This is a genomic window from Zobellia uliginosa (assembly GCF_900156625.1).
Taxonomy (GTDB): domain Bacteria; phylum Bacteroidota; class Bacteroidia; order Flavobacteriales; family Flavobacteriaceae; genus Zobellia; species Zobellia uliginosa.
Window position 1 is genome coordinate 877,523 of record NZ_FTOB01000003.1, and the last position, 23,621, is coordinate 901,143.

At 42.7% G+C, this 23,621-nt stretch carries 23 protein-coding genes; 12 read left to right on the plus strand and 11 right to left on the minus strand.

Going from position 1 to position 23,621, the window contains the following annotated elements:
- Positions 1 to 24 precede the first annotated feature (24 nt).
- Positions 25 to 3,282: a TonB-dependent receptor gene (locus tag BW980_RS12395; RefSeq protein ID WP_083690464.1), complete on the plus strand. Its 3,258-nt coding sequence runs from the start codon at positions 25 to 27 to the stop codon at positions 3,280 to 3,282.
- Positions 3,283 to 3,434: 152 nt separating this feature from the next.
- Here the strand turns inward: BW980_RS12395 and BW980_RS12400 are convergent, their stop codons facing one another.
- Positions 3,435 to 3,788, minus strand: coding sequence for a 4Fe-4S dicluster domain-containing protein (locus BW980_RS12400; RefSeq protein ID WP_076455512.1), 354 nt, complete (start codon positions 3,786 to 3,788; stop codon positions 3,435 to 3,437).
- Positions 3,789 to 3,918: 130 nt separating this feature from the next.
- On the opposite strand from BW980_RS12400, the gene BW980_RS12405 reads away from it, so the two are divergent.
- From BW980_RS12405 to BW980_RS12440, 8 genes are all read left to right on the plus strand, one after another.
- A complete protein-coding gene (locus BW980_RS12405; protein ID WP_076455513.1) occupies positions 3,919 to 4,959 on the plus strand; it encodes an acyl-CoA reductase in 1,041 nt (346 codons plus the stop codon).
- Between the two features lie 76 nt (positions 4,960 to 5,035).
- On the plus strand, positions 5,036 to 6,100 hold the full coding sequence (gene serC / locus BW980_RS12410) for a 3-phosphoserine/phosphohydroxythreonine transaminase (RefSeq protein WP_076455514.1): 1,065 nt from the start codon (positions 5,036 to 5,038) through the stop codon (positions 6,098 to 6,100).
- Positions 6,101 to 6,207: 107 nt separating this feature from the next.
- On the plus strand, positions 6,208 to 7,158 hold the full coding sequence (locus BW980_RS12415; RefSeq protein ID WP_013995438.1) for a D-2-hydroxyacid dehydrogenase: 951 nt from the start codon (positions 6,208 to 6,210) through the stop codon (positions 7,156 to 7,158).
- Between the two features lie 272 nt (positions 7,159 to 7,430).
- Positions 7,431 to 8,063, plus strand: coding sequence for a DUF937 domain-containing protein (locus tag BW980_RS12420; protein WP_076455515.1), 633 nt, complete (start codon positions 7,431 to 7,433; stop codon positions 8,061 to 8,063).
- 104 nt (positions 8,064 to 8,167) lie between these two features.
- On the plus strand, positions 8,168 to 8,623 hold the full coding sequence (locus tag BW980_RS12425) for a DUF6146 family protein (RefSeq protein ID WP_076455516.1): 456 nt from the start codon (positions 8,168 to 8,170) through the stop codon (positions 8,621 to 8,623).
- 27 nt (positions 8,624 to 8,650) lie between these two features.
- Complete coding sequence (locus BW980_RS12430) at positions 8,651 to 8,953, plus strand: DUF6787 family protein (RefSeq protein ID WP_013995435.1); 303 nt, start codon at positions 8,651 to 8,653, stop codon at positions 8,951 to 8,953.
- Between the two features lie 52 nt (positions 8,954 to 9,005).
- Entirely contained in the window at positions 9,006 to 9,335 is a 330-nt protein-coding gene (locus BW980_RS12435) for a hypothetical protein (RefSeq protein WP_076455517.1), read from the plus strand.
- A gap of 53 nt (positions 9,336 to 9,388) precedes the next feature.
- Positions 9,389 to 11,608, plus strand: coding sequence for a TonB-dependent receptor (locus BW980_RS12440; protein ID WP_076455518.1), 2,220 nt, complete (start codon positions 9,389 to 9,391; stop codon positions 11,606 to 11,608).
- A 45-nt stretch (positions 11,609 to 11,653) separates the two neighbouring features.
- Here BW980_RS12440 and BW980_RS12445 read toward each other — a convergent pair whose 3' ends face one another.
- The 5 genes from BW980_RS12445 to folE form a co-directional block, all read right to left on the minus strand.
- Entirely contained in the window at positions 11,654 to 12,547 is an 894-nt protein-coding gene (locus tag BW980_RS12445) for a sterol desaturase family protein (protein ID WP_076455519.1), read from the minus strand.
- 45 nt (positions 12,548 to 12,592) lie between these two features.
- A complete protein-coding gene (locus tag BW980_RS12450) occupies positions 12,593 to 13,081 on the minus strand; it encodes a monoheme cytochrome C (protein ID WP_076455520.1) in 489 nt (162 codons plus the stop codon).
- A complete protein-coding gene (locus BW980_RS12455; RefSeq protein ID WP_076455521.1) occupies positions 13,082 to 14,302 on the minus strand; it encodes a sulfite oxidase in 1,221 nt (406 codons plus the stop codon).
- A gap of 283 nt (positions 14,303 to 14,585) precedes the next feature.
- The gene (locus tag BW980_RS12460) at positions 14,586 to 14,891 is read right to left on the minus strand and encodes a hypothetical protein (protein ID WP_076455522.1); all 306 of its coding nucleotides are present in this window, start codon (positions 14,889 to 14,891) and stop codon (positions 14,586 to 14,588) included.
- Between the two features lie 79 nt (positions 14,892 to 14,970).
- Complete coding sequence (gene folE, locus BW980_RS12465) at positions 14,971 to 15,570, minus strand: GTP cyclohydrolase I FolE (protein ID WP_013995428.1); 600 nt, start codon at positions 15,568 to 15,570, stop codon at positions 14,971 to 14,973.
- 208 nt (positions 15,571 to 15,778) lie between these two features.
- On the opposite strand from folE, the gene BW980_RS12475 reads away from it, so the two are divergent.
- Both BW980_RS12475 and BW980_RS12480 read left to right on the plus strand, forming a co-directional pair.
- Positions 15,779 to 16,471: an ABC transporter ATP-binding protein gene (locus BW980_RS12475; RefSeq protein WP_076455524.1), complete on the plus strand. Its 693-nt coding sequence runs from the start codon at positions 15,779 to 15,781 to the stop codon at positions 16,469 to 16,471.
- A gap of 33 nt (positions 16,472 to 16,504) precedes the next feature.
- Positions 16,505 to 17,269 carry a TIGR02757 family protein gene (locus BW980_RS12480; RefSeq protein WP_076455525.1) on the plus strand — a complete coding sequence of 255 codons (765 nt, stop codon included), beginning with the start codon at positions 16,505 to 16,507 and terminating at the stop codon, positions 17,267 to 17,269.
- Between the two features lie 15 nt (positions 17,270 to 17,284).
- On the opposite strand, the gene BW980_RS12485 is transcribed toward BW980_RS12480, so the two are convergent.
- Positions 17,285 to 18,160: an AraC family transcriptional regulator gene (locus BW980_RS12485; protein ID WP_076455526.1), complete on the minus strand. Its 876-nt coding sequence runs from the start codon at positions 18,158 to 18,160 to the stop codon at positions 17,285 to 17,287.
- Positions 18,161 to 18,360: 200 nt separating this feature from the next.
- Between BW980_RS12485 and BW980_RS12490 the strand changes: the two genes are divergently transcribed.
- The gene (locus BW980_RS12490; protein ID WP_076455599.1) at positions 18,361 to 18,756 is read left to right on the plus strand and encodes a DUF983 domain-containing protein; all 396 of its coding nucleotides are present in this window, start codon (positions 18,361 to 18,363) and stop codon (positions 18,754 to 18,756) included.
- Between the two features lie 21 nt (positions 18,757 to 18,777).
- On the opposite strand, the gene BW980_RS12495 is transcribed toward BW980_RS12490, so the two are convergent.
- The 4 genes from BW980_RS12495 to BW980_RS12510 all read right to left on the minus strand — a co-directional run bounded on the left by BW980_RS12495 (position 18,778) and on the right by BW980_RS12510 (position 23,581).
- Complete coding sequence (locus BW980_RS12495; RefSeq protein WP_076455527.1) at positions 18,778 to 19,344, minus strand: TlpA family protein disulfide reductase; 567 nt, start codon at positions 19,342 to 19,344, stop codon at positions 18,778 to 18,780.
- Positions 19,345 to 19,449: 105 nt separating this feature from the next.
- Positions 19,450 to 19,809, minus strand: a complete 360-nt coding sequence (locus BW980_RS12500; RefSeq protein ID WP_076455528.1) for a pyruvate kinase — start codon at positions 19,807 to 19,809, stop codon at positions 19,450 to 19,452.
- A 195-nt stretch (positions 19,810 to 20,004) separates the two neighbouring features.
- A complete protein-coding gene (locus BW980_RS12505; protein WP_076455529.1) occupies positions 20,005 to 21,159 on the minus strand; it encodes a PepSY-associated TM helix domain-containing protein in 1,155 nt (384 codons plus the stop codon).
- A 37-nt stretch (positions 21,160 to 21,196) separates the two neighbouring features.
- Positions 21,197 to 23,581: a TonB-dependent receptor gene (locus BW980_RS12510; protein WP_076455530.1), complete on the minus strand. Its 2,385-nt coding sequence runs from the start codon at positions 23,579 to 23,581 to the stop codon at positions 21,197 to 21,199.
- Positions 23,582 to 23,621 lie beyond the last annotated feature (40 nt).

Consider the following 23,621-nt stretch of genomic DNA (forward strand, 5'->3'; position numbering starts at 1 on the left):
ATCATTACTATGAGAAACACTATTATGAAAACACTGTTAGCCGCTAGCCTGTTGATTGGAAGTATTCCGATTCAGGCTTCGGAGAAAAACCTTGACGGGGAATTGGAAAAGAGCGTTACGCTTTCCGATTTTCTCGCGGATTTGAGCAAAAAACACAAGGTTTATTTTACGTATAATGCCAGCCTTATATCTGGAGAACATCTAAATCCTGAGGAATATCGATATAATAAGCTCAATAAAATCATACATAAACTAGAAATTAAAACCAGTTTCGATTTTGAGTATTTGGGCAATAGCTATTATGTGGTATATCACAAGAAAGCCGAGAAAATAAAAATTAAGAAGCTTTCCCTTAATACCTTGGGCCATGCTACCGCTTTGGATCTATCCGTGCTTCAGCAATCCGTTTCGGGAAAAGTTGAAGATCAAGATGGTAACCCATTAGCAGGTGTTAATGTGGTGGAAAAGGGAACGACCAATGGTACCACGACCGATTTTGACGGAAATTATACCATTGAGGTTTCCGACGATGCCACCCTAGTTTTTAGTTATATAGGATTTCCCACCACAGAAAAAAAGGTGGCGGAAAAATCGGTTATAAACGTATCGCTTAGTGAAGGCGTACAATTGGAGGAGTTTATTGTTGTAGGGTCGCGGACCGCTCCCCGAAGCAACACGGACACGCCATTACCCGTTGACGTTGTAGGGGTAAAGGAATTAACCTCTACAGGGCAAGCGACTTTTGATAAAGCCTTGCAGTATAGAATTCCCTCGTTCAACACGGTTCAAACTCCCGTAAACGATGCTACTTCCTTACTCGATCCTTATGAGATTCGTAATATGGGGCCAAGTAGGACCCTGATTTTAATAAATGGTAAACGTAAGAACCTAAGTGCCCTTTTGTATACACAAACCTCCCCAGGGCGAGGTGAAACGGGTGCGGATATTTCCGCCATACCCACCGATGCCATTAAAAGAGTGGAAATCCTTAGGGACGGTGCTTCGGCCCAATATGGTTCCGATGCGATTGCCGGTGTTATGAATATCATTTTAAAAGATAGTCCTAATGAAGGTTCCGCTACGGTGCGTACGGGAATTACCTCGGAAGGTGACGGCGAAATGTTCGGGGTATCCTTGAATAATGGAAGTTCAATAGGCGAAGACAAGGGGTTTATCAATTACACCATTGATTTATCTAAAGTAAACCAAGCCAATAGACCCGGAACGGTAGATGCCAACGGTGAATATGCCGATTTTGTTTATCGGGATCCCCTAAACCCTGAAAACTACGGAAACGGTCATGATGAAGCGAGCTTGATCGCTAGAAACCAGGCAGGTTTGAACCTGGTAAACAACTTCTTGGCCGAAATTCCGGATGCGGGCAACATCAATGGTTCGCCAGAAACGGCAGCGGCCAAATTTTCGGTCAATTTCGGCTACGATTTAAGTGACAACACGCAATTATACGGAAATGCAGCCTATGTATATAAGGCGGTAAACAGTTTTGCCAACTATAGAACCCCCTACTGGAGACAAGCTGCCCCATTATCTCCGCTTGACCTTGATGGAACGGATTATTCAAGCTACTTGACCGATTTCTTTCCTGATGGCCCTAACGGCTCTTATGTAGGTTACGTGCCTACCTTTGAAGGATTGCTTAGTGATTATAACGGTACTATCGGGTTCAAGTCGACCATTAACGATTGGAACATAGACGCTAGTTTCACTACTGGCGGTAACTTACAGACCTATAAGGTCAATAATTCACACAACCCTAATTTTGTGTACTCCCCTTCAGTCTTTATTGATGCCAATGGAAATGGTTCGGTAGATGATGGGGAAATCACGGAAGGTTCGCAGTTGTATCGAGAGAACAGTCAGCAATCGTTCAATCCTGGAGGAACAAAATTCACGCACAATGTTGGGAATATTGATATCTCAAGACTGCTTTCCGATAAAATAAGCATAGGTGTCGGTGCAGAGTTCAGAACAGAGACGTTTGAAATCATAGAAGGGGAACTGGCTTCCTATGATGGTGGCGGTGCCGATTCATTTGCAGGCGCCTCTCCTCAAAACTCCGGTAAATTCAACAGGTATAACATTGGTGGTTATTTAAGTTTAGACTACGACGTAACCGATGCGTTCTTGTTAAGCGGTACTGTTAGAACGGAAAACTATTCTGATTTTGGCAATGCTTTTGTATATAAGTTCAGCTCACGTTATAAAGTGGCTGACGCGTTTACCTTAAGAGGTTCGATCTCTTCTGGGTTTAGGGCGCCTACCTTACATCAGATCTACACTCAAAAAGCTCAGTATAGTTTTGTCCCTGGCCAAGGTATTCAAGTGGGTGGTTTGATCAACAACGTGTCTACACAGGCCAAACTTTTGGGCATACCACAATTAGATGCAGAAACGTCTACGAACTTTACCATTGGTTTTGGTGGAAAAATAGCCAACAAGTTCAGTTATACTTTCGACTACTACAATATTGCCGTAGAAGATAGAATTGTATTGGGGAATGAAATTGGAGGAAGCGGCGATGCTGCCAATCCCTTAGATGTTCTTTTGGCAAACAATAATTTAAGTGATGTTAGCTTTTTTTCTAACGCCATAGACACAAGAACTTCCGGTGTAGATGTGGTTCTTGCCTACAAGGGCATTGCCATTGGGGCAGGTAGTCTAGATTTGAATTTATCGGGAAACTATACGATTCAAAACGAACTTGATGGTCCGGTCAAGAATATTCCTTTAGTGGAAAACTCAGGTCAATCTGTAGTCAACGGAACTCAAGAGGCCTTGTTTTTTACTTCTCGCCCTGAAACAAAATGGATTTTTGGAATGAACTACAATATCAATAAATTCGGTTTTTCCTTGAACAATACCTATTTCGGAAAAACAACGTTCCAGCAACAGGGATTACAAGACCTTGAGGACATTTTTGTCAATGCTTCCGATATTCCTGCAGGGGCTGTAGCAGATGGAGGGTCTGATTTAAGTACGGAGTTCACCCCAAAAATCGTGACCGATTTAGGGATTAATTTTAATGCAACTGAAAAGTTTACGATTGCATTGAATGTGAACAATTTATTTAATGTATTGCCTGAATGGAGTTTTGTTGATGCAACGGCAACCGGCCAAGCTATATTGGATGGCGCTGCGGTTGTGAATTCGCCCTCTAACCTGATTACCTTTAATCAAAGGTATTCTCAAATGACTTATGACGGCTATCATTTCAGTCAATTGGGAACCATGTTCAATTTATCGTTGAACTATAAGTTTTAAGTTATTACAGTTAAGTGTATTATTATTTGAACAAAAGCCGCCTTGCTATAGGCGGCTTTTATTTTGCCCATGCCCATATTAAGAAACAAAAAACCCGGGCAGTGCCCAGGTTTCTATGTAATGTCTTTCAACTTAAAGATTAGCCCAAGGGCCTAGCCTTCGGGGTGCATGAATTTTTGTTTGGCCAAAAGAATCTCTTCCGACTCTACGTGTTCATCGTCAGGAACACAACAATCTACCGGGCAGACCGCGGCACACTGTGGCTCCTCATGAAAGCCCATGCATTCGGTGCATTTATCAGGTGAGATATAATAGATCTCATCACTGATCGGTTCTTGTACCTCGTCTGCGTTCACCGCCTTACCGTTTGGAAGCACAACATCCCCTTCGAGAGAAGTACCGTCACTGTAACGCCATTCATCAGCTCCTTCGTAAATTGCAGTATTAGGACACTCAGGCTCACAAGCCCCGCAATTGATGCATTCATCCGTTATTACTATCGCCATATTCGTTTTATTAAGCTGAACGGACTTTAACCCGTTCGTTATATTTTCATTTTAATCTTAAAAGCAAAAATCGATTCAGTATTCTTACTTTTGCACAAAGGTACTTCGGAATACAATTTTGAACAAATATATGAACGACCATCACAAAACTTTTATTGCTTTTGTTAAACTCGGCCACTTTCTTAGGGAGTTTGTTACATTGGAAACACCAAATGATGAATGGTCGCAAAAATTAGATGAGGCCATTGTCCTGTCCAAACACAAAAATGGTTGGTTTACCCGGGAAAATGTAATACACGCGCTCAAAAGCTGGGGCGAATTGCTTACCGATGAAAATCTTACCGCTTGGCTATCGGGCTACGACGTCAAACAGAACCGCCCGAAAACGGTGGCCCTGATTATGGCGGGAAATATTCCCTTGGTCGGTTTTCACGACTTTCTGTCGGTACTCATTACCGGAAACAAGGTGTTGGCCAAATTGTCTTCCAACGACGATGTGCTCACTATCTTTATTAAGGATTACCTGGTTTCGGTCGAACCTTCCTTAAAAGACAGCATTGAAATTTCCGATGGACGTCTAGAGAACTTCGATGCCGTAATCGCCACGGGAAGCAACAATACCTCCCGCTACTTTGAGCACTATTTCAGTAAGGTACCGAATATTATTCGAAAAAACAGAAACTCGGTTGCCGTCTTGACCGGAAACGAATCGGCGGAACAGCTCAATGCCTTGGGGGAAGACGTGTTCCGTTATTACGGTTTGGGGTGTAGAAGTGTCAGCAAGATCTTTGTTCCCGAAGCCTACGATTTCGATACACTTTTTAAGGCCGTATACCCCCACCACCCTATTGTGGAGCATATTAAATACGCCAATAACTACGATTACAATAAAGCGGTCTATCTGATGTCGGAGTTTAAGATACTCGATAACGGGTTTTTGATCCTTAAGGAAGATAAAAGCTATAGCTCCCCTATTGCTTCACTCTTCTACGAACGTTATAAGGACCTTTCTTTATTAAAGGAAAGACTTGCGTCGGATGCGGATGAACTGCAGTGCATTGTAGGGCAAGACATCGTAGAGGGTGAGATACCTTTCGGAAAGACCCAACAACCCTCGCTAACGGACTACGCCGACAACCTTGACACTGTTGACTTCCTGTTAAAAAACTAATGGAATTTTTCGTGATAAATGCTTAGGTTTTCCCTTAAATTCAAGACCTTTATCCTCTTAAATTATTTTACACCTTATGAAAAAACATAATTTTAGTGCCGGACCTTGCGTACTACCGCAAGAGGTATTCCTAAAAGCTTCTGAAGCTATAATGGACTTTAATGAATCGGGACTTTCGCTTATAGAAATTTCTCATAGAAGCAAAGACTTTGTTGAAGTCATGGAAAAGGCACGTAGTCTTGCCCTAGAGCTTTTGGACTTGGAGGGCAAAGGGTATTCAGCACTTTTTCTTCAAGGTGGGGCAAGTATGCAGTTTCTTATGACTGCCTATAACCTTCTTGAAAACAAGGCCGGGTATTTAAATACGGGTACCTGGAGTGAAAAGGCCATCAAAGAGGCCAAGATGTTCGGGGATATTATGGAAGTTGGTTCTTCAAAAGATGAGAACTTTAACTATATACCAAAAGGCTATGCCATACCCGAAGGTCTAGATTATCTTCATTTGACTTCGAACAATACTATTTTTGGCACCCAGATCAAGAAATTTCCAAAGACGAATGTGCCTTTGGTTTGCGATATGAGTTCCGATATTTTTTCGCGACAACTTGACTTCACCCAATTCGACCTGATTTACGCCGGAGCACAAAAAAATATGGGCCCCGCCGGTACAACCTTGGTCGTGGTAAAAGATGATATTCTAGGGAAGGTCTCAAGAAAAATCCCAAGTATGCTCGATTACCAAGTGCATATCTCTAAAGACAGTATGTTCAATACCCCTCCGGTATTTGCGGTATATACCTCTATGTTGACATTAGAGTGGCTAAAAGACTTGGGCGGTATTGCGGCGATTGAGGAAATCAATGAGAAGAAGGCACAATTGCTCTATTCTGAAATTGATCTGAATCCCGTATTTAAAGGTTTTGCCAAGAAAGAAGATCGTTCGAACATGAATGCTACCTTTAATCTGGCCGATGATAGATTAAAAGAAACCTTTGATGCCCTCTGGAAAGAAGCCGGAATCAATGGAATCAACGGTCACCGATCCGTAGGTGGATATCGTGCCTCTATGTACAATGCCCTTTCCCTTGAAAGTGTAGGGGTTTTGGTAGATGTGATGAGCGAAATGGAAAGAAAAGGATAATAGCCTGTTTCCCGTAAAATTAAAATCATAAAAAAAGGACGACCCTTGGTACATGCGTTGCCGACGGACGGCCTTTTTATTTCAATACAAACCAATTTTTGAATCAGATGAAAATACTTGCAAATGACGGAATGGCCCAAGCGGGAATCAAAGTACTTGAAGATTCAGGTTTTGAAGTACTGACCACTAGGGTGGCCCAAGAGCAACTACAGAATTTCATTAACGATAATCAAATAAACGGTCTACTGGTTCGCAGTGCCACTCAGGTGCGCAAAGACTTGATCGACAACTGCCCTAGCCTAAAACTTATAGGAAGAGGCGGGGTCGGAATGGATAATATTGATGTGGAATATGCCAAGGGCAAGGGGCTTCATGTAATCAACACCCCTTCGGCTTCATCTTCATCGGTGGCCGAACTTGTGTTCGCCCATCTTTTTGGGGGAGTCAGGTACTTGCACGATGCCAATAGGAATATGCCCCTTGAGGGCGATAGCAAGTTCAAGCAGTTGAAGAAATCCTACGCTGCCGGAATGGAGCTACGGGGAAAAACCTTAGGTATTATCGGTTTTGGTAGAATCGGTCAGGCCACGGCCAAAATCGCACTGGGCGTAGGTATGAAGGTCATCTACCACGATCCATTTCTTGAAAAGGCATCGATCGAGCTGCCCTTTTTCGACGGACGGTCGCTAACTTTTGATTTTGAGTCACAAACTAAGGACGAATTGGTTTCTACCGCCGATTTTATTACACTTCACGTTCCTGCTCAAAAAAGTTATGTTTTGGGAAAAAAGGAATTTGAGCAAATGAAACCTGGGGTCGGTATCGTAAATGCCGCCCGTGGAGGCGTGCTCGATGAAGTCGCTTTGGTAGACGCCCTTGAAAACGGGAACGTTTCCTTTGCGGGACTTGATGTGTATGAATCGGAGCCTTCACCGGAAATCAGGATACTGATGCACCCGAATATTTCGCTTACACCTCATATAGGTGCCGCAACCGGCGAAGCACAGAACCGTATTTCTACCGAATTGGCAGAACAGATCATTACACTATTAAAATAAGTCGAGTATAATACCTTTCCATAACCTCGTTGAACAAGGTGTTGTTCGACGAGGATTTTTTCCACTAAATCTCTACGGATAAAAAACCTCATACTTTTTTTTGCTTTTCTACGGAATTCTTATCGACAACTCACTACGAATCAAATAGGTATATTTTGTATAAAGAAGGTTTGGGCAAGATATTATAAGGGTTCTTTTTCCTTTCTAGTATTTTCGACCGAATCTTTTTCGTAAATTGTTAATCAATTATAAACACATAAACACTAAACATTATGTCAGGATTATTAGACTTACTAAGCAGCCCTATGGGCAAACAATTAATAAGCGGCGTAGCCAGCCAAACGGGTAACTCTACCGACCAAACCGGTAGCGTGCTTAGCATGGCCCTCCCCGTTTTAATGGGCGCAATGAAAAAAAATGCGTCTTCTCCCGAGGGAGCACAGGGATTGATGAGCGCCTTATCGAGCAAGCACGACGGGGGTATCTTAGATAATCTTGGCGGACTTTTCAGCGGAGGTGTAGATCAATCGGTAATGGATGATGGTGCGGGTATCCTTGGTCATGTCCTAGGAGGAAAACAGGCCCAGGTTGAAAATGCATTAAGCCAAAAATCGGGAATGGATGCAGGTTCCGTTGCTACCATATTGAAAGTAGCGGCCCCTATTCTATTAGGATACTTAGGAAAACAGACCAAAGAACAGAACGTTAGCGATTCCAACGGCATTGGCGACCTTTTAGGAAACTTAATGGGTGGCGGTGATTCTGGTAACCAGCAACAGTCTTTGATCGAATCTTTTTTAGATTCCGATGGTGACGGAAGTATACTTGACGATGTAGCCTCTATGGCCCTTGGTGGCAAAAAAGGGGGAATCGGTGGTATGCTAGGCGGTCTCTTCGGAAAATAGGCAACTTACATTTTGTAAAATACCTAAAAGTCGTTTGTTGATACAAGCGGCTTTTTTTTGTAAATTGGTATAGAAGTTGTTGCAATACTGCTAAAGATGACGCTATGAAAAAGATATATTTAGTTTTAGGCACACTCGGTCTTTTTTCCGCACTGATAGCGGGCAGTTGTTCAAGTTCAAAAGAAACTGTAATATCCGACAAAGAGAAAGCTGCCTTTCATCAAAAGGAGGCAGATACGGTAAAAATTGCCAACGATGCTACCGAATATGAAATTATCATCATTGAACCTGGTTTTAATTTTTGGTTAGAGAGCATAGCCAGGCCCCGAAACTACTATTCTCAGGAGTTTCTTGAAAGTCGAAACCAGATTTTCGTCACCAACTATAACCAAAGGGTAATGCAGCCCATGCGCTACGACCCCAATCTTTACGAGCAGCAGATCAACTATGACTTCCATACGGATTACGGCTACGAGGTGAATTACAAACTCTATAATTACTTTATTTATTTCCAAAGAAAATACAATCAGCGACTAGGGCCTTTTGTACCAAGAATTTGATTCCCTATATTTGTCGAGATTCTTATTATGAAAAAACTTAAACAACGCTGGGGCGTAGACTCCAACTTTCAGTTAGCCGTCATTTTTTTGGTCTTTGCCATTACCGGCTCCTGTGCTACGAAACTTGCCGCCCCCATTACTTCCTTCATAGGCCTTGACAGCGAAACTACGAGTGCTTGGTTATACTGGACGGCACGTATTTTCTTGATATTCCCGATTTATCAAGTCCTTTTGGTGGCCTTTGGGTGGCTCTTTGGCCAGTTTCGGTTCTTCTGGAATTTTGAAAAGAAAATGATCCACAGGCTTGGTCTAGGGTTTTTGCTTAAATAATTTACCAATTCTTTAACGAAACGACTACTGTTATTTTTTCTAGTTTTGTTGCATGAATAAAATCATCGGCATTTTAACTTCAACGATTTCCGTTTTGCTGGTGGTGTGTATCCTTGCACCTTCGATTACTAAACTTGCACACGCCCTTTACGAACACCATTCCGAAGAGTGTACCGAAGCTGATAGGCTTCACGTGCACGAAGCCGAGTTGGATTGTGATTTTCAAAAGTTCCATCTATCCCCTCAGTTCACTCCTTTCTTGATTACCTTTACACATTGTACCCCTGAAATCACTAGGGAGAACACCAACAATTTCTACTTCTTTTCAAGCAAGTACCAAAAATTACATTTTGTTCTTAGAGGTCCGCCTCAATTTTCATAATAACATTGATTTACATTACTTTATTTTAAGTATTACTTTAAACCTAAATTATTATGGAACGTATTATATATGCATTGTTTTTTGCAATGTTGGGAACTTATGTACACGGTCAAAACTCTTTATCGGGAACTGTTACCGCCTCAGGGGGGAACACTAAATTATTTGGCGCGGAGGTCTATTTTCCACAGTTGGAAAAGGGTACGGTCACCGATGAAAATGGAAGTTATAAATTGAACAACCTACCGACGGGAAGCTATAAGATAGTTATCTCCCATATTGGTTTTCAAACTTTATCGATGTCCATTTTAATCACGACCGGAAACAATACTTATGATGCCCAATTGGCATCCAGTGCCATTGAGATGGAAGAGATTATCGTTTCCACCCCCTTTCATAAGCTACAGCGTGAAAATGTGATGAAGGTAGAGAGGGCCGATATCAAGAGTCTTAAGACCAAGGGGGCCGTTACGCTGTCCGATGGTATTACCAATGTTCCCGGGGTTGAGAGTGTTTCCACGGGCTTGGGGATAGGCAAGCCGGTCATACGAGGATTAAGTGCCAACCGGGTACTTGTATATGCACAGGGTATACGACTTGAAAATCAGCAGTTTGGAGATGAACATGGTCTTGGTGTAAGCGATGCCGGTATTGAAAGCGTAGAAATTATAAAAGGCCCTGCCTCTCTTCTCTATGGTTCCGATGCTATGGGCGGTGTACTCTACCTTAACCCTGAAAAGTTTGCAGTGGCGAACAGTACCGAAGGCGACCTTAATCTTAATTATTTTTCAAACACCGAAGGGGTCGACGCCAATGCCGGATTTAAAACCTCTGGGGAAAAGTTCAAGTTTATTTTAAGGGGAAGCACGGCCAGTCATACCGATTATCACACAGGCGATGATGTAACGGTAACCAATTCGAGGTTTCAGGAACACGATATAAAAACGGGTATTGCCTATCAGGAAAGCAATTTCAAAACAGAACTTCGTTATAACTACAACTACCTAAAACTGGGTATCCCGGAGGAAATTGGCGCTCAGACCAATGAACGCGCCCCCCTATCCCCCTTTCAAAAAATAGACAACCACATTGTCAGCTCTAAGACCAATATTTTCTTCGGAGAATCAAGTTTGGAGACCGTTTTGGGCTATACCTTTAATACTAGAAAAGAGTTTGAGGAAGGTGAAGAAGGTGCCGCCCTCGATATGGATTTGGCCACTTTCAACTACAATCTTTTGTATCACTTGCCAAAATGGGGCAACTGGGAAACTATTGTCGGGGCGCAAGGAATGCATCAAACCAATACTAATTTCGGGGAAGAAGCCTTGATTCCCGATGCCACAACCAAGGATATCGGTTTCTTGGCCACATCACACCTTCATTTTCAGAACAATAGCGATCTACAGCTCGGACTCCGCTATGACCGACGTACCTTGAGCGGCGAGGAAAACGGAATTACCGGTGAAGAGGGGTATATCGCTCCAATAGATAGGGATTTCAATAGTGTCAATGCCGCCATTGGTTATAAGCTGGAACCCTTAAAACGACTTACCGCCCGAATTAACCTGGCTTCGGGTTTTAGGGCGCCCAATTTGGCAGAATTGACTTCTAACGGGGTGCACGAAGGTACCAACCGCTACGAGATAGGTAATGCCGATTTGAGCAACGAACAAAACCTACAGACCGATATATCGCTAGAATATAAAAACGAACATGTAGAGTTCTATGTCAACGGGTTTTACAACACAGTAAACGATTATATTTTTATTCAGTCTAATGGACAGACTATTGACGGGAATACCGTTTTTCTATACGAACAGCAAGACGCCAAACTCTATGGCGGGGAAATCGGATTACATATACACCCACATCCCTTAGATTGGCTTCATATCGAGACTAGCTTTGAAACGGTTACCGGAAAGCTTAAAGACGAAAGCTATTTGCCTCTGATTCCTGCAAACGCCCTAAACAACACCCTGCGTACGGAATTCACCAAAAGTAACAGTTGGCTAGAGAACTACTATGCCTTTGTTACCCTTAAATCTGTTTTTAAACAAGATAAGGTCGGTGGATTTGAACTCGCTTCCGATGGGTATAATCTTTTGAGCTTGGGGCTTGGGGGAAGGACCCTTCTTTTTGACTATCCTATTGACATTCGTGTTAGCGCCAACAACATTTTAAACACCGATTATATTTCGCACTTGTCCCGTCTAAAAACCGATGGTATAGCAAATATTGGAAGGAATATCAATATAGGAATAAGCATTCCGCTTTAATCCTTTTTAAAAAGAAGGGAAGCCGCAGGCCGACAGGAAAGCTTCCTATTGGTTTGAGGCTTTGTTTTTTCGCTTGGAAAAACCATAAACCAACTGACCGATAAATCCCTTGGGCATCTCGTCGTCCCCTTCATAACCCAGAGGAACGAGACCGCTATCTTCGGGGATGTAGTCGGTTTTAAAAAGATAGTCCCACATACTCAAGCTTATGCCGTAATTAACGCCATTCTTCCTTCCTTCGGGAAGTTCATAGGCGTGGTGGTACAAATGCATGACGGGATTATTGAAGATGTATTTCAACGGTCCCCAGGTAAGCTTAATGTTAGAATGGTTTAAGTGACCGATGGCAATAGCTACAAAATGAACAATATATGCCTGCTCAGGTTCAAATCCTCCTAAAATCATCACCGCAAAGGTCTTTAAGGGCTTGTAGAAAATATTTTCCATCCAATGGTAGCGCATATGGGCCGCAAATCCCATTTCCTTTACGCTGTGATGCACCTTGTGGAATTCCCATAAAAAGGCATATCTATGAAGTAGCATATGGGTAAACCATTGTACGAAATCCAAGAGCACGAAAAAGACCAATAGTTGAAAGATTTCCGGCCATTCCTTTAAATCGACCAATGCTAAAGTATTGGATGCTATCCCTATATCTAAGAACAATATTTCCAAGCATTTATAAAACCCACTAATAACTATGGTAAAAAGAAAAAAATTAAAAAAGATATAGAAGGCATCCAACCAAAAATCCTTTCGAAAAACGGCTTGGTTTTTACGCCAAGGGAAAGCGATTTCGAGGATCCAGACCAATACGGAAAGCAAGATGATTCCCCAAAAGTAATTGGTGTACCAAGGCACTTCGAATACAATAGACTTCCAAGTCCAATTGAGCGTACCCATGAAGGAATTGAGAAATGCATCAAGATATTTTTCCATAATAAAAACAAGCTATAGACTTGGGTATTGGTCGAAAAAAGGTATTCAATCTTTCAATTCATACCATTCAATATCGGTTAAAATCTCCCTGCGCCCTTTTTTCTTGGGGGGATAGTTGGTCACCAAATAATCGATGATAATATCTTCATTCTTTCCTAAATCCCATAAATTCTGGGTTTCCTGCATCCATCTGATCGTGGCCTTCCAGCGCTCCTTGTTCATTCGGTTTTGTATCACCAATTTTGCGGAATGGCAATTGGTGCAATTTTGAACGGTCTCCATCATTCCCGGGGCTTCGACAAAACCGGTCCGTACGTGTATCCCGTTTTCTATTTTGTCAAAATCATCTTCCTCTACCGGCACGGTGACTATCTCAGCATCAGGTCCGTCATTCCCAAAGGCCGATAAATTAGGGTCGACCAAGAAGTAGACCAGTACGGCCGCAAAAATAGCGACTATGGTACAGGTGAGAATCAATACCCTGTAGAATCCCTGAAATTCCCGTTTCAGTTTGTCGTGGTTCTGCTTCTTCATCTATGCAACTTTTACGGCTATTCTATGACAGGCATTGTTCAGGTAGCCCTTAGGGTTCCAACCCGGTAATAACATAGGCTGGCTAAATCCGTTCGAATCGGTTGCGCGGGCCCAAACCTCGTAGTACCCTTGTTGAGGAAATTCCACTTGGGCAGAAAAATGCTGCCATGCCAATCGGTTGGCGGGTTTTTCAAGCTTACATGGCTTCCAGGTAGAACCAAAATCAATAGAGTATTCCATTTTGGCAACCTCTAGTTCCCCGGCCCAGGCATGGCCCCTGACCGTTAATTTTTTCCCTTCGGGAATAGTGGCACCCGATTTCGGATAGGTAATCAATGACTTTACCGGCATCGATTCAATAATACACATATCTTCGTCCGCTACCTTTTCCCCTGGTGCTACTGGTTTACAGGGAACCCTATATGCGGTGCCCGTCATTTTGGTGCCATCGTGAACGATATTTCTAATGCTGATACGCTGTAACCACTTGCCCGATACCGAAGCAGGCCAGCCGCCGGCGATTACCCGTAGTGGATAACCATGCGCCAAGGGAATATCTTCCCCGTTCATTTTAAAGGCCAATAGGGTCTCGTCTTGCATGGCCTTGGCCATAGGCGCCCCTCTTGATATAGGTTCTTTCCCAGGGTCTCGGCTCAGGTGGATATCGGCCGCATGGTAGCCAAAATACACGGCGTCGTCTTTTATGCCCACATCCTCGAGTACGTCACGAAGCCGAACGCCGGTCCAACTTGCACAATACACCGCGCCTACGGTCCATTGGTTTCCCTTGGCGGGTGGGTCGAATTCGCTCCTTCCGTTACCGCCACATTCTAAGGTCAACTGATAGGTATGGTGCTTAAACTTTGATTTAAGCTCCTCAAGGGTATAAGTCTTTTTTTGTTTGACGGACTCACCATCGATGGTAAGCGTCCAATTTTTTACATCTATTTCTTCAGGTATAAGTCCGTTGTTACGAACAAAAATATACTTGTTCGGCGTAACCTTATCGTCTAAAAGATGGGCCTGGGCCTCCATATTCCATGGTTTGTCGTTGAGTACGACCATCTCCTTGTCTTTGTTGAACAATTTAAAAGGGTCGGGATCTTGAAGCGCCAAGGGCACATAGTTCTCTGCCATTTTTGATCCGTAGACAATATCGGCCCCTATTATACCCGCTAGAGATGCAAGGGCCGCTCTTCCAATAAACTTTCTTCTTTGCATAAATTTAGGTCTGGTTTACTCTCAAAGTTATAGATATTTATTGTACTACTCTGTGCTATTATTTGATTTTAATTTTTTTTTAAGGATTTAGTTTTAAGTCCATCAAAAAACCTTAAACAAAATAAAATAAAGAATTCAGAGCCCTTTAAACATAAGGGCTGCGAGCTTTTCGTCAAAAAACCGCCCTAACCGATTACAAATGAACACTGTAGCTAAATACCTATTAAATCTATAGACTTTTTAGGTCATATAAAAATTCCCGTAAACCTATTCCTAGCAAAAATCAGGGATTTATTTCTGCGGTTTCGGCAGGATCGGCTTTTTTGAAAACATAGGTGTACAACCACATCAAGGTAAAGGTGGGTATCACATCGAGACCTGGTATAATTTCCTCTAAAAAAGTGATGATACCGGCACCTTGCCCAACCTTACCCTTATACATACGGGTCATTAACCAACCGGCCAAAGGTGCCCATACAATATCTGAGAATTCCCCAATAAACGGAATAACGAAGGAAAGCATGCCTATACCGTCGAAGAGGAGGCCTAGAAGTAGTTTTTTATATTTTTCGTCTTTATTTTTTGACATATGGAAAAGTATTTATTCTTATTATCAAAAGCAATAAGAATGCCAAAAAATAATTCCGTAGAAGTACTCCGTAAAGGACTTAAGACAAATCGGAACTGATCAGTTTTAAAAACTCGTTTCGGGTCTCTATTTTTTCGAATTGTCCACGAAAACCAGAGGTAGTTGTCACCGAATTTTGTTTTTGTACCCCACGCATCATCATACACATATGCGACGCCTCAATAACCACAGCAACGCCCTTTGGTTTAAGGGTGTTGTTGATACATTCGAGAATATCATGGGTCAAGCGTTCCTGCACCTGAAGACGTCGGGCAAAGACATCGACCACCCTAGGAATCTTACTTAGGCCCACAATATGTCCGTTAGGAATGTAGGCAACGTGTGCTTTGCCAAAGAAAGGCAGCATGTGGTGCTCGCAAAGCGAATACAGTTCAATGTCCTTGATTATGACCATATCGTCATAATCTTCTTTGAACATCGCCCCTTCAAGAATTTCAACGGCGTCCTGTTGGTATCCCTGGGTAAGGAAAAGCATTGCCTTGGCTGCTCTTTCGGGAGTTTTAACCAGTCCCTCGCGAGTAACGTCTTCCCCTATTCCATCGATAATTTTTGAAAATCGGTCTTTGACTTCCGAAGTTATTTCCAAATCATATTCTTCCAAATTTCTATAGGGTGCCATATAGCTCTTTTATTTCGTTACCGTAAGGATATAAACAGTCGACAAAAGTACAGTTTTCTGCACCAATGCCCCAATTTATTCTTTTAGGAACATAAACAGGGGGTAAAGTGAAGCCGTCGCAAACGGCAATTTTCACTACTTTTACCCTTGTATTAAAATTTAATACACGTTTTTTGATAAATTTCATCGGGATTAAGCATCAAGATATATGATCAAGGCCAATAATATAAAAAAGTTTTACGGCGATTTAGAGGTATTAAAGGGGGTAGACCTCCATATTAAGAAAGGCGAGGTCATTTCCATAGTGGGAGCTTCCGGGGCCGGAAAAACGACCCTATTGCAGATTTTGGGCACGCTAGACGTTCAATCGAATCCGTCGGACAGCAAATTGTTGATCCACGATACCGAAGTTACCCAATTGTCGGACAAGAACTTGGCCAGGTTTAGAAACGAACATATTGGTTTTATTTTTCAATTCCACCAGTTGCTTCCTGAATTTACGGCACTTGAAAATGTCTGTATTCCTGCATTTATCAAAAAAACACCTAAGGCTCAGGCCGAAAAAAAAGCGAAGCAGTTATTGGACTTTTTAGGACTTTCTGCCCGATATAACCATAAGCCGAACGAACTTTCAGGTGGAGAGCAGCAAAGGGTGGCCGTCGCCCGTGCCTTGGTCAACGACCCTTCCATTATTTTTGCGGATGAGCCTAGCGGAAACCTTGATTCGGAAAGTGCCGACAACTTGCATAAACTCTTCTTTGAACTGCGTGACGAGTTCGGACAAACCTTTGTTATCGTTACCCACAATGAGCAGCTGGCAGATATGGCCGACCGTAAGCTGACCATGGTAGACGGACTTATCGTCAATAAAGAGGTGGTGGCCGATGCTACGGAACTTTAAAATCCAGTTAAACCTGTTTAAAGAAGGTACCGAATGAACCGCACCGAACTAAAACAATTTTTAGACGCCAAGGTCTTACAGTATGAGCATCCGAAATTTTTGGAAACAGATCCCATTCAGATTCCCCATAAATTTTCACGTAAAGAAGATATCGAAATCAGCGCCTTTCTCACGGCCACTATTGCCTGGGGCAATCGGAAGAGCATTATCAACAATGCCAATAAGCTGATGGACCTCATGGGCAATTCGCCCTATGATTTTGTACTTGACTACAGGCCCGACGATGCCGAACGGCTCACTGGTTTTGTGCACCGGACCTTCAACAGTGAGGATCTGGACTATTTTATCAAAAGCCTCCAAAACATTTATATAAATCACGGGGGGCTGGAAGCCGTTTTTGCCGAACATGCCGAGAAAGACTCGATGCAAACGGCCATATCGGCTTTTAAGAAGACTTTTTTTGAACTCCCCCACCCCATACGCACCCAAAAACATGTGAGCGACCCCTTAAAAGGCTCCGCCGCCAAACGGATCAATATGTTTTTACGTTGGATGGTACGCAGTAATGCCACTTCCGTAGATTTCGGTATCTGGAAGCGCATTTTGCCCAGTCAATTATCCTGTCCCTTGGATGTGCACTCAGGAAACGTAGGTAGAAAGTTAAAACTCCTCGGCCGTAAACAGAACGATGCCAAAGCCTTGGCCGAACTTGATGAAAACCTACGTAAATTAGACCCTAATGATCCGGTAAAATACGACTTCGCCCTTTTCGGCTTGGGTGTTTTTGAAAAATTCTAGAGCGTTTCCCGCGTTTTATTGGTAGCGCTTTTTAAACTCTAAAGGGGTAGTTTGAGTCTTTGCCTTAAAGACCCTAGAAAAATAGGCGTAATCTTCATAGCCCAAGAGCTCGGCGACATGGCCCAAAGAAGTCTGGGAATGCACAATGAGCCGTTTGGCTTCCAAAAGAATACGGTCATTAATCAATTCTGTGGTGGTCTTGCCCAAAGTGCTCTTGGTCACGCGATTCAAGTGTTTTGTGGTAATATGGAGTTTGTCCGCATAAAAACGGGCCCGTTTCTCACTTCTGTAAAATCGCTCGAGCATTTGCTCCAATTCAGAAAGTATTTTTAAATAGGTGGGCGACAATACATTATCCGTAGTGCCATAATCGGCATAATATCGACTGAGGTCAATGTAGGCCAAGTTGACCAGACTTGCCAATTTCTGCTTTTTGTAAACCGAATTGGCATGATATTCTTGGTTGATTTCACGGAAACGTACCGCTATATCTTGAAGCGCTTCTGGTGACAGGGTCAGGTGAGGAGGATTTTTATAGGAATAGTAAAACGGAAATTGATGCAACTTAACACCGGAAATATTCAACTCAAAAAAAGACTGGGTATGAAAAAAGATATAACCTTCCACAGCCGAGTCGAACTTCCAACTATGGGTCTGCCCAGGTTTTAAGAAAAAAAGACTTCCTTTTTCAATGGGATAGGAACTAAAATCGATCTCGTGAACACCACTACCCTTTAAAAATATCACACAAAGAAAAAAATCATGCTTGTGTGGCCTGTGCACAATGTTTTCATTTTTTTTGAGATGTGCGGCCAAGGCGTTACTATAAAAATCGACCGAAGAATGTTCTTCTTCAAATTGTTCTATATGTAAGACAGGTACAATCTTCACAAAATGAAATTATGTCTTAAAAGTACAAAAAATGGCGATAAAGCTATAAGACTTAACATCGGTATTACCTCTAATTTTGTCTTGTAACAGAAATACAGCCAGTATATGTAGATGTTGCATTGGTTTAAAAGTGCAAGATTGTCTGTGCATCACATTATTCATTACGTGATGTTCTTGTGCTAGAAATAAAAAAAGAGCATATGAAGTTTTTAAAAGGCACCAAGATTTACAGCATTTTTACGGGCACTTGTCCGGTATGTCAAAGCGAAAGTATGTATACCACGACTAATCCGTATAAAATTTCAAGCACCCTAAAAATGAAAGAGCGCTGTAGTCACTGTCATACCAAGTATAAAATAGAACCTTCTTTTTTCTACGGGGCCATGTATGTTAGTTATCCCGTGGGGCTCATTTTCGCCGGATTTGCCTTTTTTCTTTGTTACCTGATATTCGGCCTAAGCTTGATGGCTACCTATGCCATTATCGTGGTAGAAATGGTATTGGTCCTGCCTATCGTGCTTCGACTTTCGCGAAATATTTGGATCAATTTTTTTATGCACTACGGTCATCCCCTTAAAGGAAAACAAAGGACTTAAGGCGTACTGGCCCAAATAGAATCAAGAAGCGATGAGTCCGTCTAAAATCGTTCTGATTTTTTTGGCATTCCAATCGGTGGCCCCTGTTTCCTTTATGATAATTTTTCCTGATTTATCAATAACAAAATTGGTGGGTATACTATTGCCGTCGAGCAATTCCGGAGCCTGCATCCTTGGAATATATACCGGTAGACTAAATTCCTTTTTATCTAAAAAACGCTGTACCACTTCCGGTTTTTCGTGGGTCAACAATACAAACTCGACCGAAGTACCGTAATCATCATATAGCTTTTGAATACTGGGCATTTCTGCAATACAGGGTGGGCACCAAGTGGCCCAATAACCGACAAAGGTAACCTTGTCTTCCCCTATTTTAATGGAAGTATTCGTGCCGTCTAAGGCACTTACCTTATATGAAAAGGGACTTAGTTTCGCCTGGTCTTCCTTATCGAGGGGCGATGGTGAAAAGAACTGCATTTTTACACTGCTCAAAACCACCTGAATAGGCATTCTGGTCTGGGGTATGACCAAGAGCAGAATAAATACGAACAGCAAAATATCAGCTATACTGAATTTTATTTTTTTCATTAGGGCAAGTTACTAAAACTGGTAGGGATGGTCAAAGAAGCTTCGTCTTTGCTTTTACTAAAAAAACTCATTGCGGTATTTAGGGCAGGTGAAATCCCTCTAAGCCTATTGCTCACCTTCGCCCATTTTTCTGAACTGTTTGTAAATCCATTGCTTTTCTTGCAAGGAAAACTTTTTATTTTCAAACCATTCGAACGCCGCAATTTTTTCATTTTCAATCTGGGCCTTTCGTATGGCCTCTAAAGATACCAAATGCCAATGCACCCCTTTTTGTCGGTTTACCGAGTAGCCGATATCTTCGGTTATATAGGATATTCTGGGCTGATTAATGAGTTTGACCCCATTTCTTAGAACAGCCAAGGTTTTGGTAAGTCTTACTACTTCGGAAAAGGAGTACCTGACAAAGTCGTTAAACCCTTCTTGCTTTGTATTGTATAATTTATCGCCTACTTTTAGTTGTCTCATGATTGTTGAAAGCCGGCAAAATTAATGGCTTCCCACTTCATTTTAGGAATTCGGGACAAAGAAATTATCAACAAAATTGGTTTTGTAGGATAAGGGACTGGCCGTTAAGCATCCACCATATGGAAATGAGGCCTAAGTATAAAAAAGGATGCCAATAGCGAACTATAAACACCCTTTTTAATAAAAATCGAGCAACTAAACTGTTTCTAGCCTTAGGGCCTTTCCTTTTTTACGTTTTCTTTTTTTCTGCAACTTGTTCCACCAAATCAATGTTCCCGTAATAGGTAAGCTTGTGGCGATCAGGCAGGCCAAAAAGTATAATGCCTTTGAAAAGCTACCATAGATATCACCTAGGTGTAAAGGTCTGATCAAAGCCGCGACCTGAACGTTGAGGGGCTTCTCGTTAAATATTTCCTTTTTTAAGATCCTACCGTCTCGATCCAAAACCAATTTATCGGTAATGGCAGGAGAGAGTCCTGAAGCGTCGTTTTTGGTAATGGTGTATACTTCGGTTTCGGTTTTGGGAAGGGAAAGCCTAATCTGTCCTTCATAGGCCAGTTCTGCATTGACCACCTCCAGTATTTCAGCTACGGACAATACTTTCGCATTTTTGGGGAGGGAAGAGTTTACCTTAGGACTGCCCCCACGATTTCCAAATATTTTAGCCCCGAGTACTGCGCTTCCGGCATCTCGGTACCATTGAAAGGACCAACAAAGACCGGTCAAACACATAATCACCAAAAAAATACAGGCATAAAACCCTAAAGTATTGTGCAAATCATGGTTAATGCGCTTCCAATTGGCCGAAAATTTGATTTTAAAGCCTGGCTTGAAGTTCTTCCATTTTAACCGCTTAGGGAACCATAAAATGATTCCACTAATGGATAAGATCAAGAATATGATCGTGGCTATTCCCACAATAGGCCGTCCTATTTCAATATCGAGCAACAACCAACGGTGCAGGCGGAACATAGTCATAAAAAATCCATCGAGGGAGGACTTCAATTCCTTTTGGTACTCTCCCGTATAGGGGTTTACATAATACGTAGCACCCCTTCGTTGTTTGGGGTCGGTCTTTATGGAAAAAAGATAAGGCTCCCACGCCGTGGCCGGAAGGGTTACCGCAGTGATATCGCCCTCCCCTTTCAATTTATCGGAGAGCAGCTCGATCGACATTTTCTGCCCTTCAGTGGTTTCGACTACAAAATCATCGGTAAAAAACGATTTTATTTCATCTTCAAAAACAAGTAGGGTGCCACTCAAACAAACAAGGAACAAAACAATTCCACTGGCCAATCCTAGCCATAAATGTACATCGTTGATAAATTTTCCCAAACTGTATTTCTGCATTGCCTTCGTATCGGTTGGTTCAGCACTCTAATTCATTCTAAAACTTATAAGTAATCATCCCATAAAAGCTTCTAGGGTCGGTTTGATTGATATATCGGGTACGGTAGGCATTGTAACCGATTTCATCAAAAATGTTGTTCATCAAGACGCGCACGCCCCAGTTTTCGTTAATGCGGTAGGCTACTTGTGCATTCACCAAGGTATAGGCTTCAACATCAAAAGGTTTTTGGTTGGGAACGATGCCTTCGTGGGTTACGGCCCCCGCACTCCAATCGTTGATCGGTCGCTCTCCCGTATAATAGGCGCCAGCTCCTATTGACAAACCTTTCAAGCAATTTCTAAAAGCGTAGTTGCCGTACACGTTAAACGTATGCTTGGGCGTATTCAAAGGTGCGGAACCATACACATAGGAAGTGTGTTCTTTATATTGGGCATCGATGTACGAATATCCGGTTATCACCTCGAAGTTTTCGAGTATACGTCCGGTAAGTTCTACCTCGACCCCTTGTCTTTGGTCGTTTCCTCCTTTTTGATAGAATCCGGTAGCAATCCAGTTCTCATCATACACAGGAAGATTAATGTTCTTATTATTAATTTTGAAATAGGTCAGGTTAAAACGTAAGCGGCTATCGAGCCAGTTGGTCTTAATACCGGCTTCGAACTGATCAAAACGCTCGTTGCCCAATTCCCTACCATCTTCCCCTAAACGGGTACCCGTCCTCGGGTAGGAGCTATTGGTGTAGGAAGCGAATACATTAAGGTTTTCCATAGGCGAAACAATAATGCCACCAAGGGGATTGAAGGCATCGCTATCGGTAGTTTCAGTCTCGGTACTGGTTTCGGTAGTACTGTAACGGAAGCCTAGAAACGATTTAAACCAGGAGTTGAAGGTAATAACGTCTTGGGCCACAAAGCCTATGGACCTAGACTCTGATCCGGCCGTACTTGGGTCGCTTAGACCAAGGTCATCGGGCAGTTGATTCGATATGGTAGAGAAAACATCCAAGGTATCTAGCACGGCAACACTGCTGCTCGAGGTGTTGTACTTAGAAGTTCTATAATCCATACCCACCTGAAACGTATGTCCGATAGAACCTGTTTGCATATCGTCACCGATAAGGTCGATTTGAAGCACACTGTTTTTGTCTTCCCTAGTAGAAACAGCATACCCTCGTGTCCTTAGATTGTAAACCGTATTGCCTTCTCCGTCGCTAATGGCACCCCCTAAACTGGCATTTTTAAGGTCTAGGTCCAAACTCGAGGCAAAATAAGCCGCATTCAAGCTCAATTTGTCGGAAAGCGTCTTTTTAAAGCGAGCGGAATAGTTCAGGTTCTGGGTAAGGCTTTTATCGTTTTTATAGCCTAAAAACTGACTGTGGGGAAGGTCGTATATGGCATTGGTGTCGTTTTCTGCCAAATTCACCGTACCTGGATCGGGAGTTCTGCTGTCATCAAAATAATCCATTTCCATGGTCAATGTGGTTCCCTCGTCGATGCGCCATTCAAAGGAAGGGTTGATATAAAAACGTTGGGAAGAAACCCCGGCGCGATAGCTGTCAGCTTGTTCCAAGGCCCCGTTGATACGGAAGGCGGTGTTTTGCTTTTCGGTCAATGGTCCGTAAACATCAAATGTGGGACGGGTCTGTCCGAAACTCCCCCCTCTAAGGGAGGCTTGGCCTCCAAATTGGTACTTAGGTGTTTTAGTGACGATATTGATGACCCCACCTGGACTACCCAAATCGGTGGCGACGCCCTGGGTAATGGAAGCTGCCCCTTTTAGGACTTGAATGTTGTCAACCCCTTGCATATCGGTAAGGATACCCGTGCCCCTAAAATCGGAATGCACACGTACCCCGTTCTTTAAGATAGGAATGCCCCTGAACCCTCGGGAAGACATACTTTCACTGCGGTTACCATAGGTAGCAAAGGAATATACCCCCGGTACGTTTTTGGTAGCATCGGCAATGGTAAGGATACCTTGGTCTTCGATGACCTTTTCAGAAATGACCGAGATACTTTGGATCTGCTCATAGGTTGCCAATGGCAAACGGGTCAAGGCCTCTATTTTATCAGGATGTTCATAACGTGAACCGAATACTTCCACTTCCTCGAGTTCGGTATCCATACGTACGGAAAAATCGACGGTAATATCACTATCGGTAAGGCTAACCGCTTTTTTTAGGGTTTTGAAGCCAACGGCACTGACCCGTAATTCGTAGGAGCCAGGTGACACCCCGTTAATTTTATATTCCCCATTTTCGTTTGCAGCGGCTCCGTTCTTGGCTTTCAGTATGGCAACGTGGGCATAGGCCACAGGCTCTCCGTCATTGCTCGTTACCCTTCCGTTAATGCTGTACTGTTGTTCTTGCGCATGCCCCCAAAAAATGCCGAATCCAAGGAGGAATAGTAGAGAAAATCTCATTGGTTTTTATTTAGACTTGTTACAAATAGTTAAATTCGGC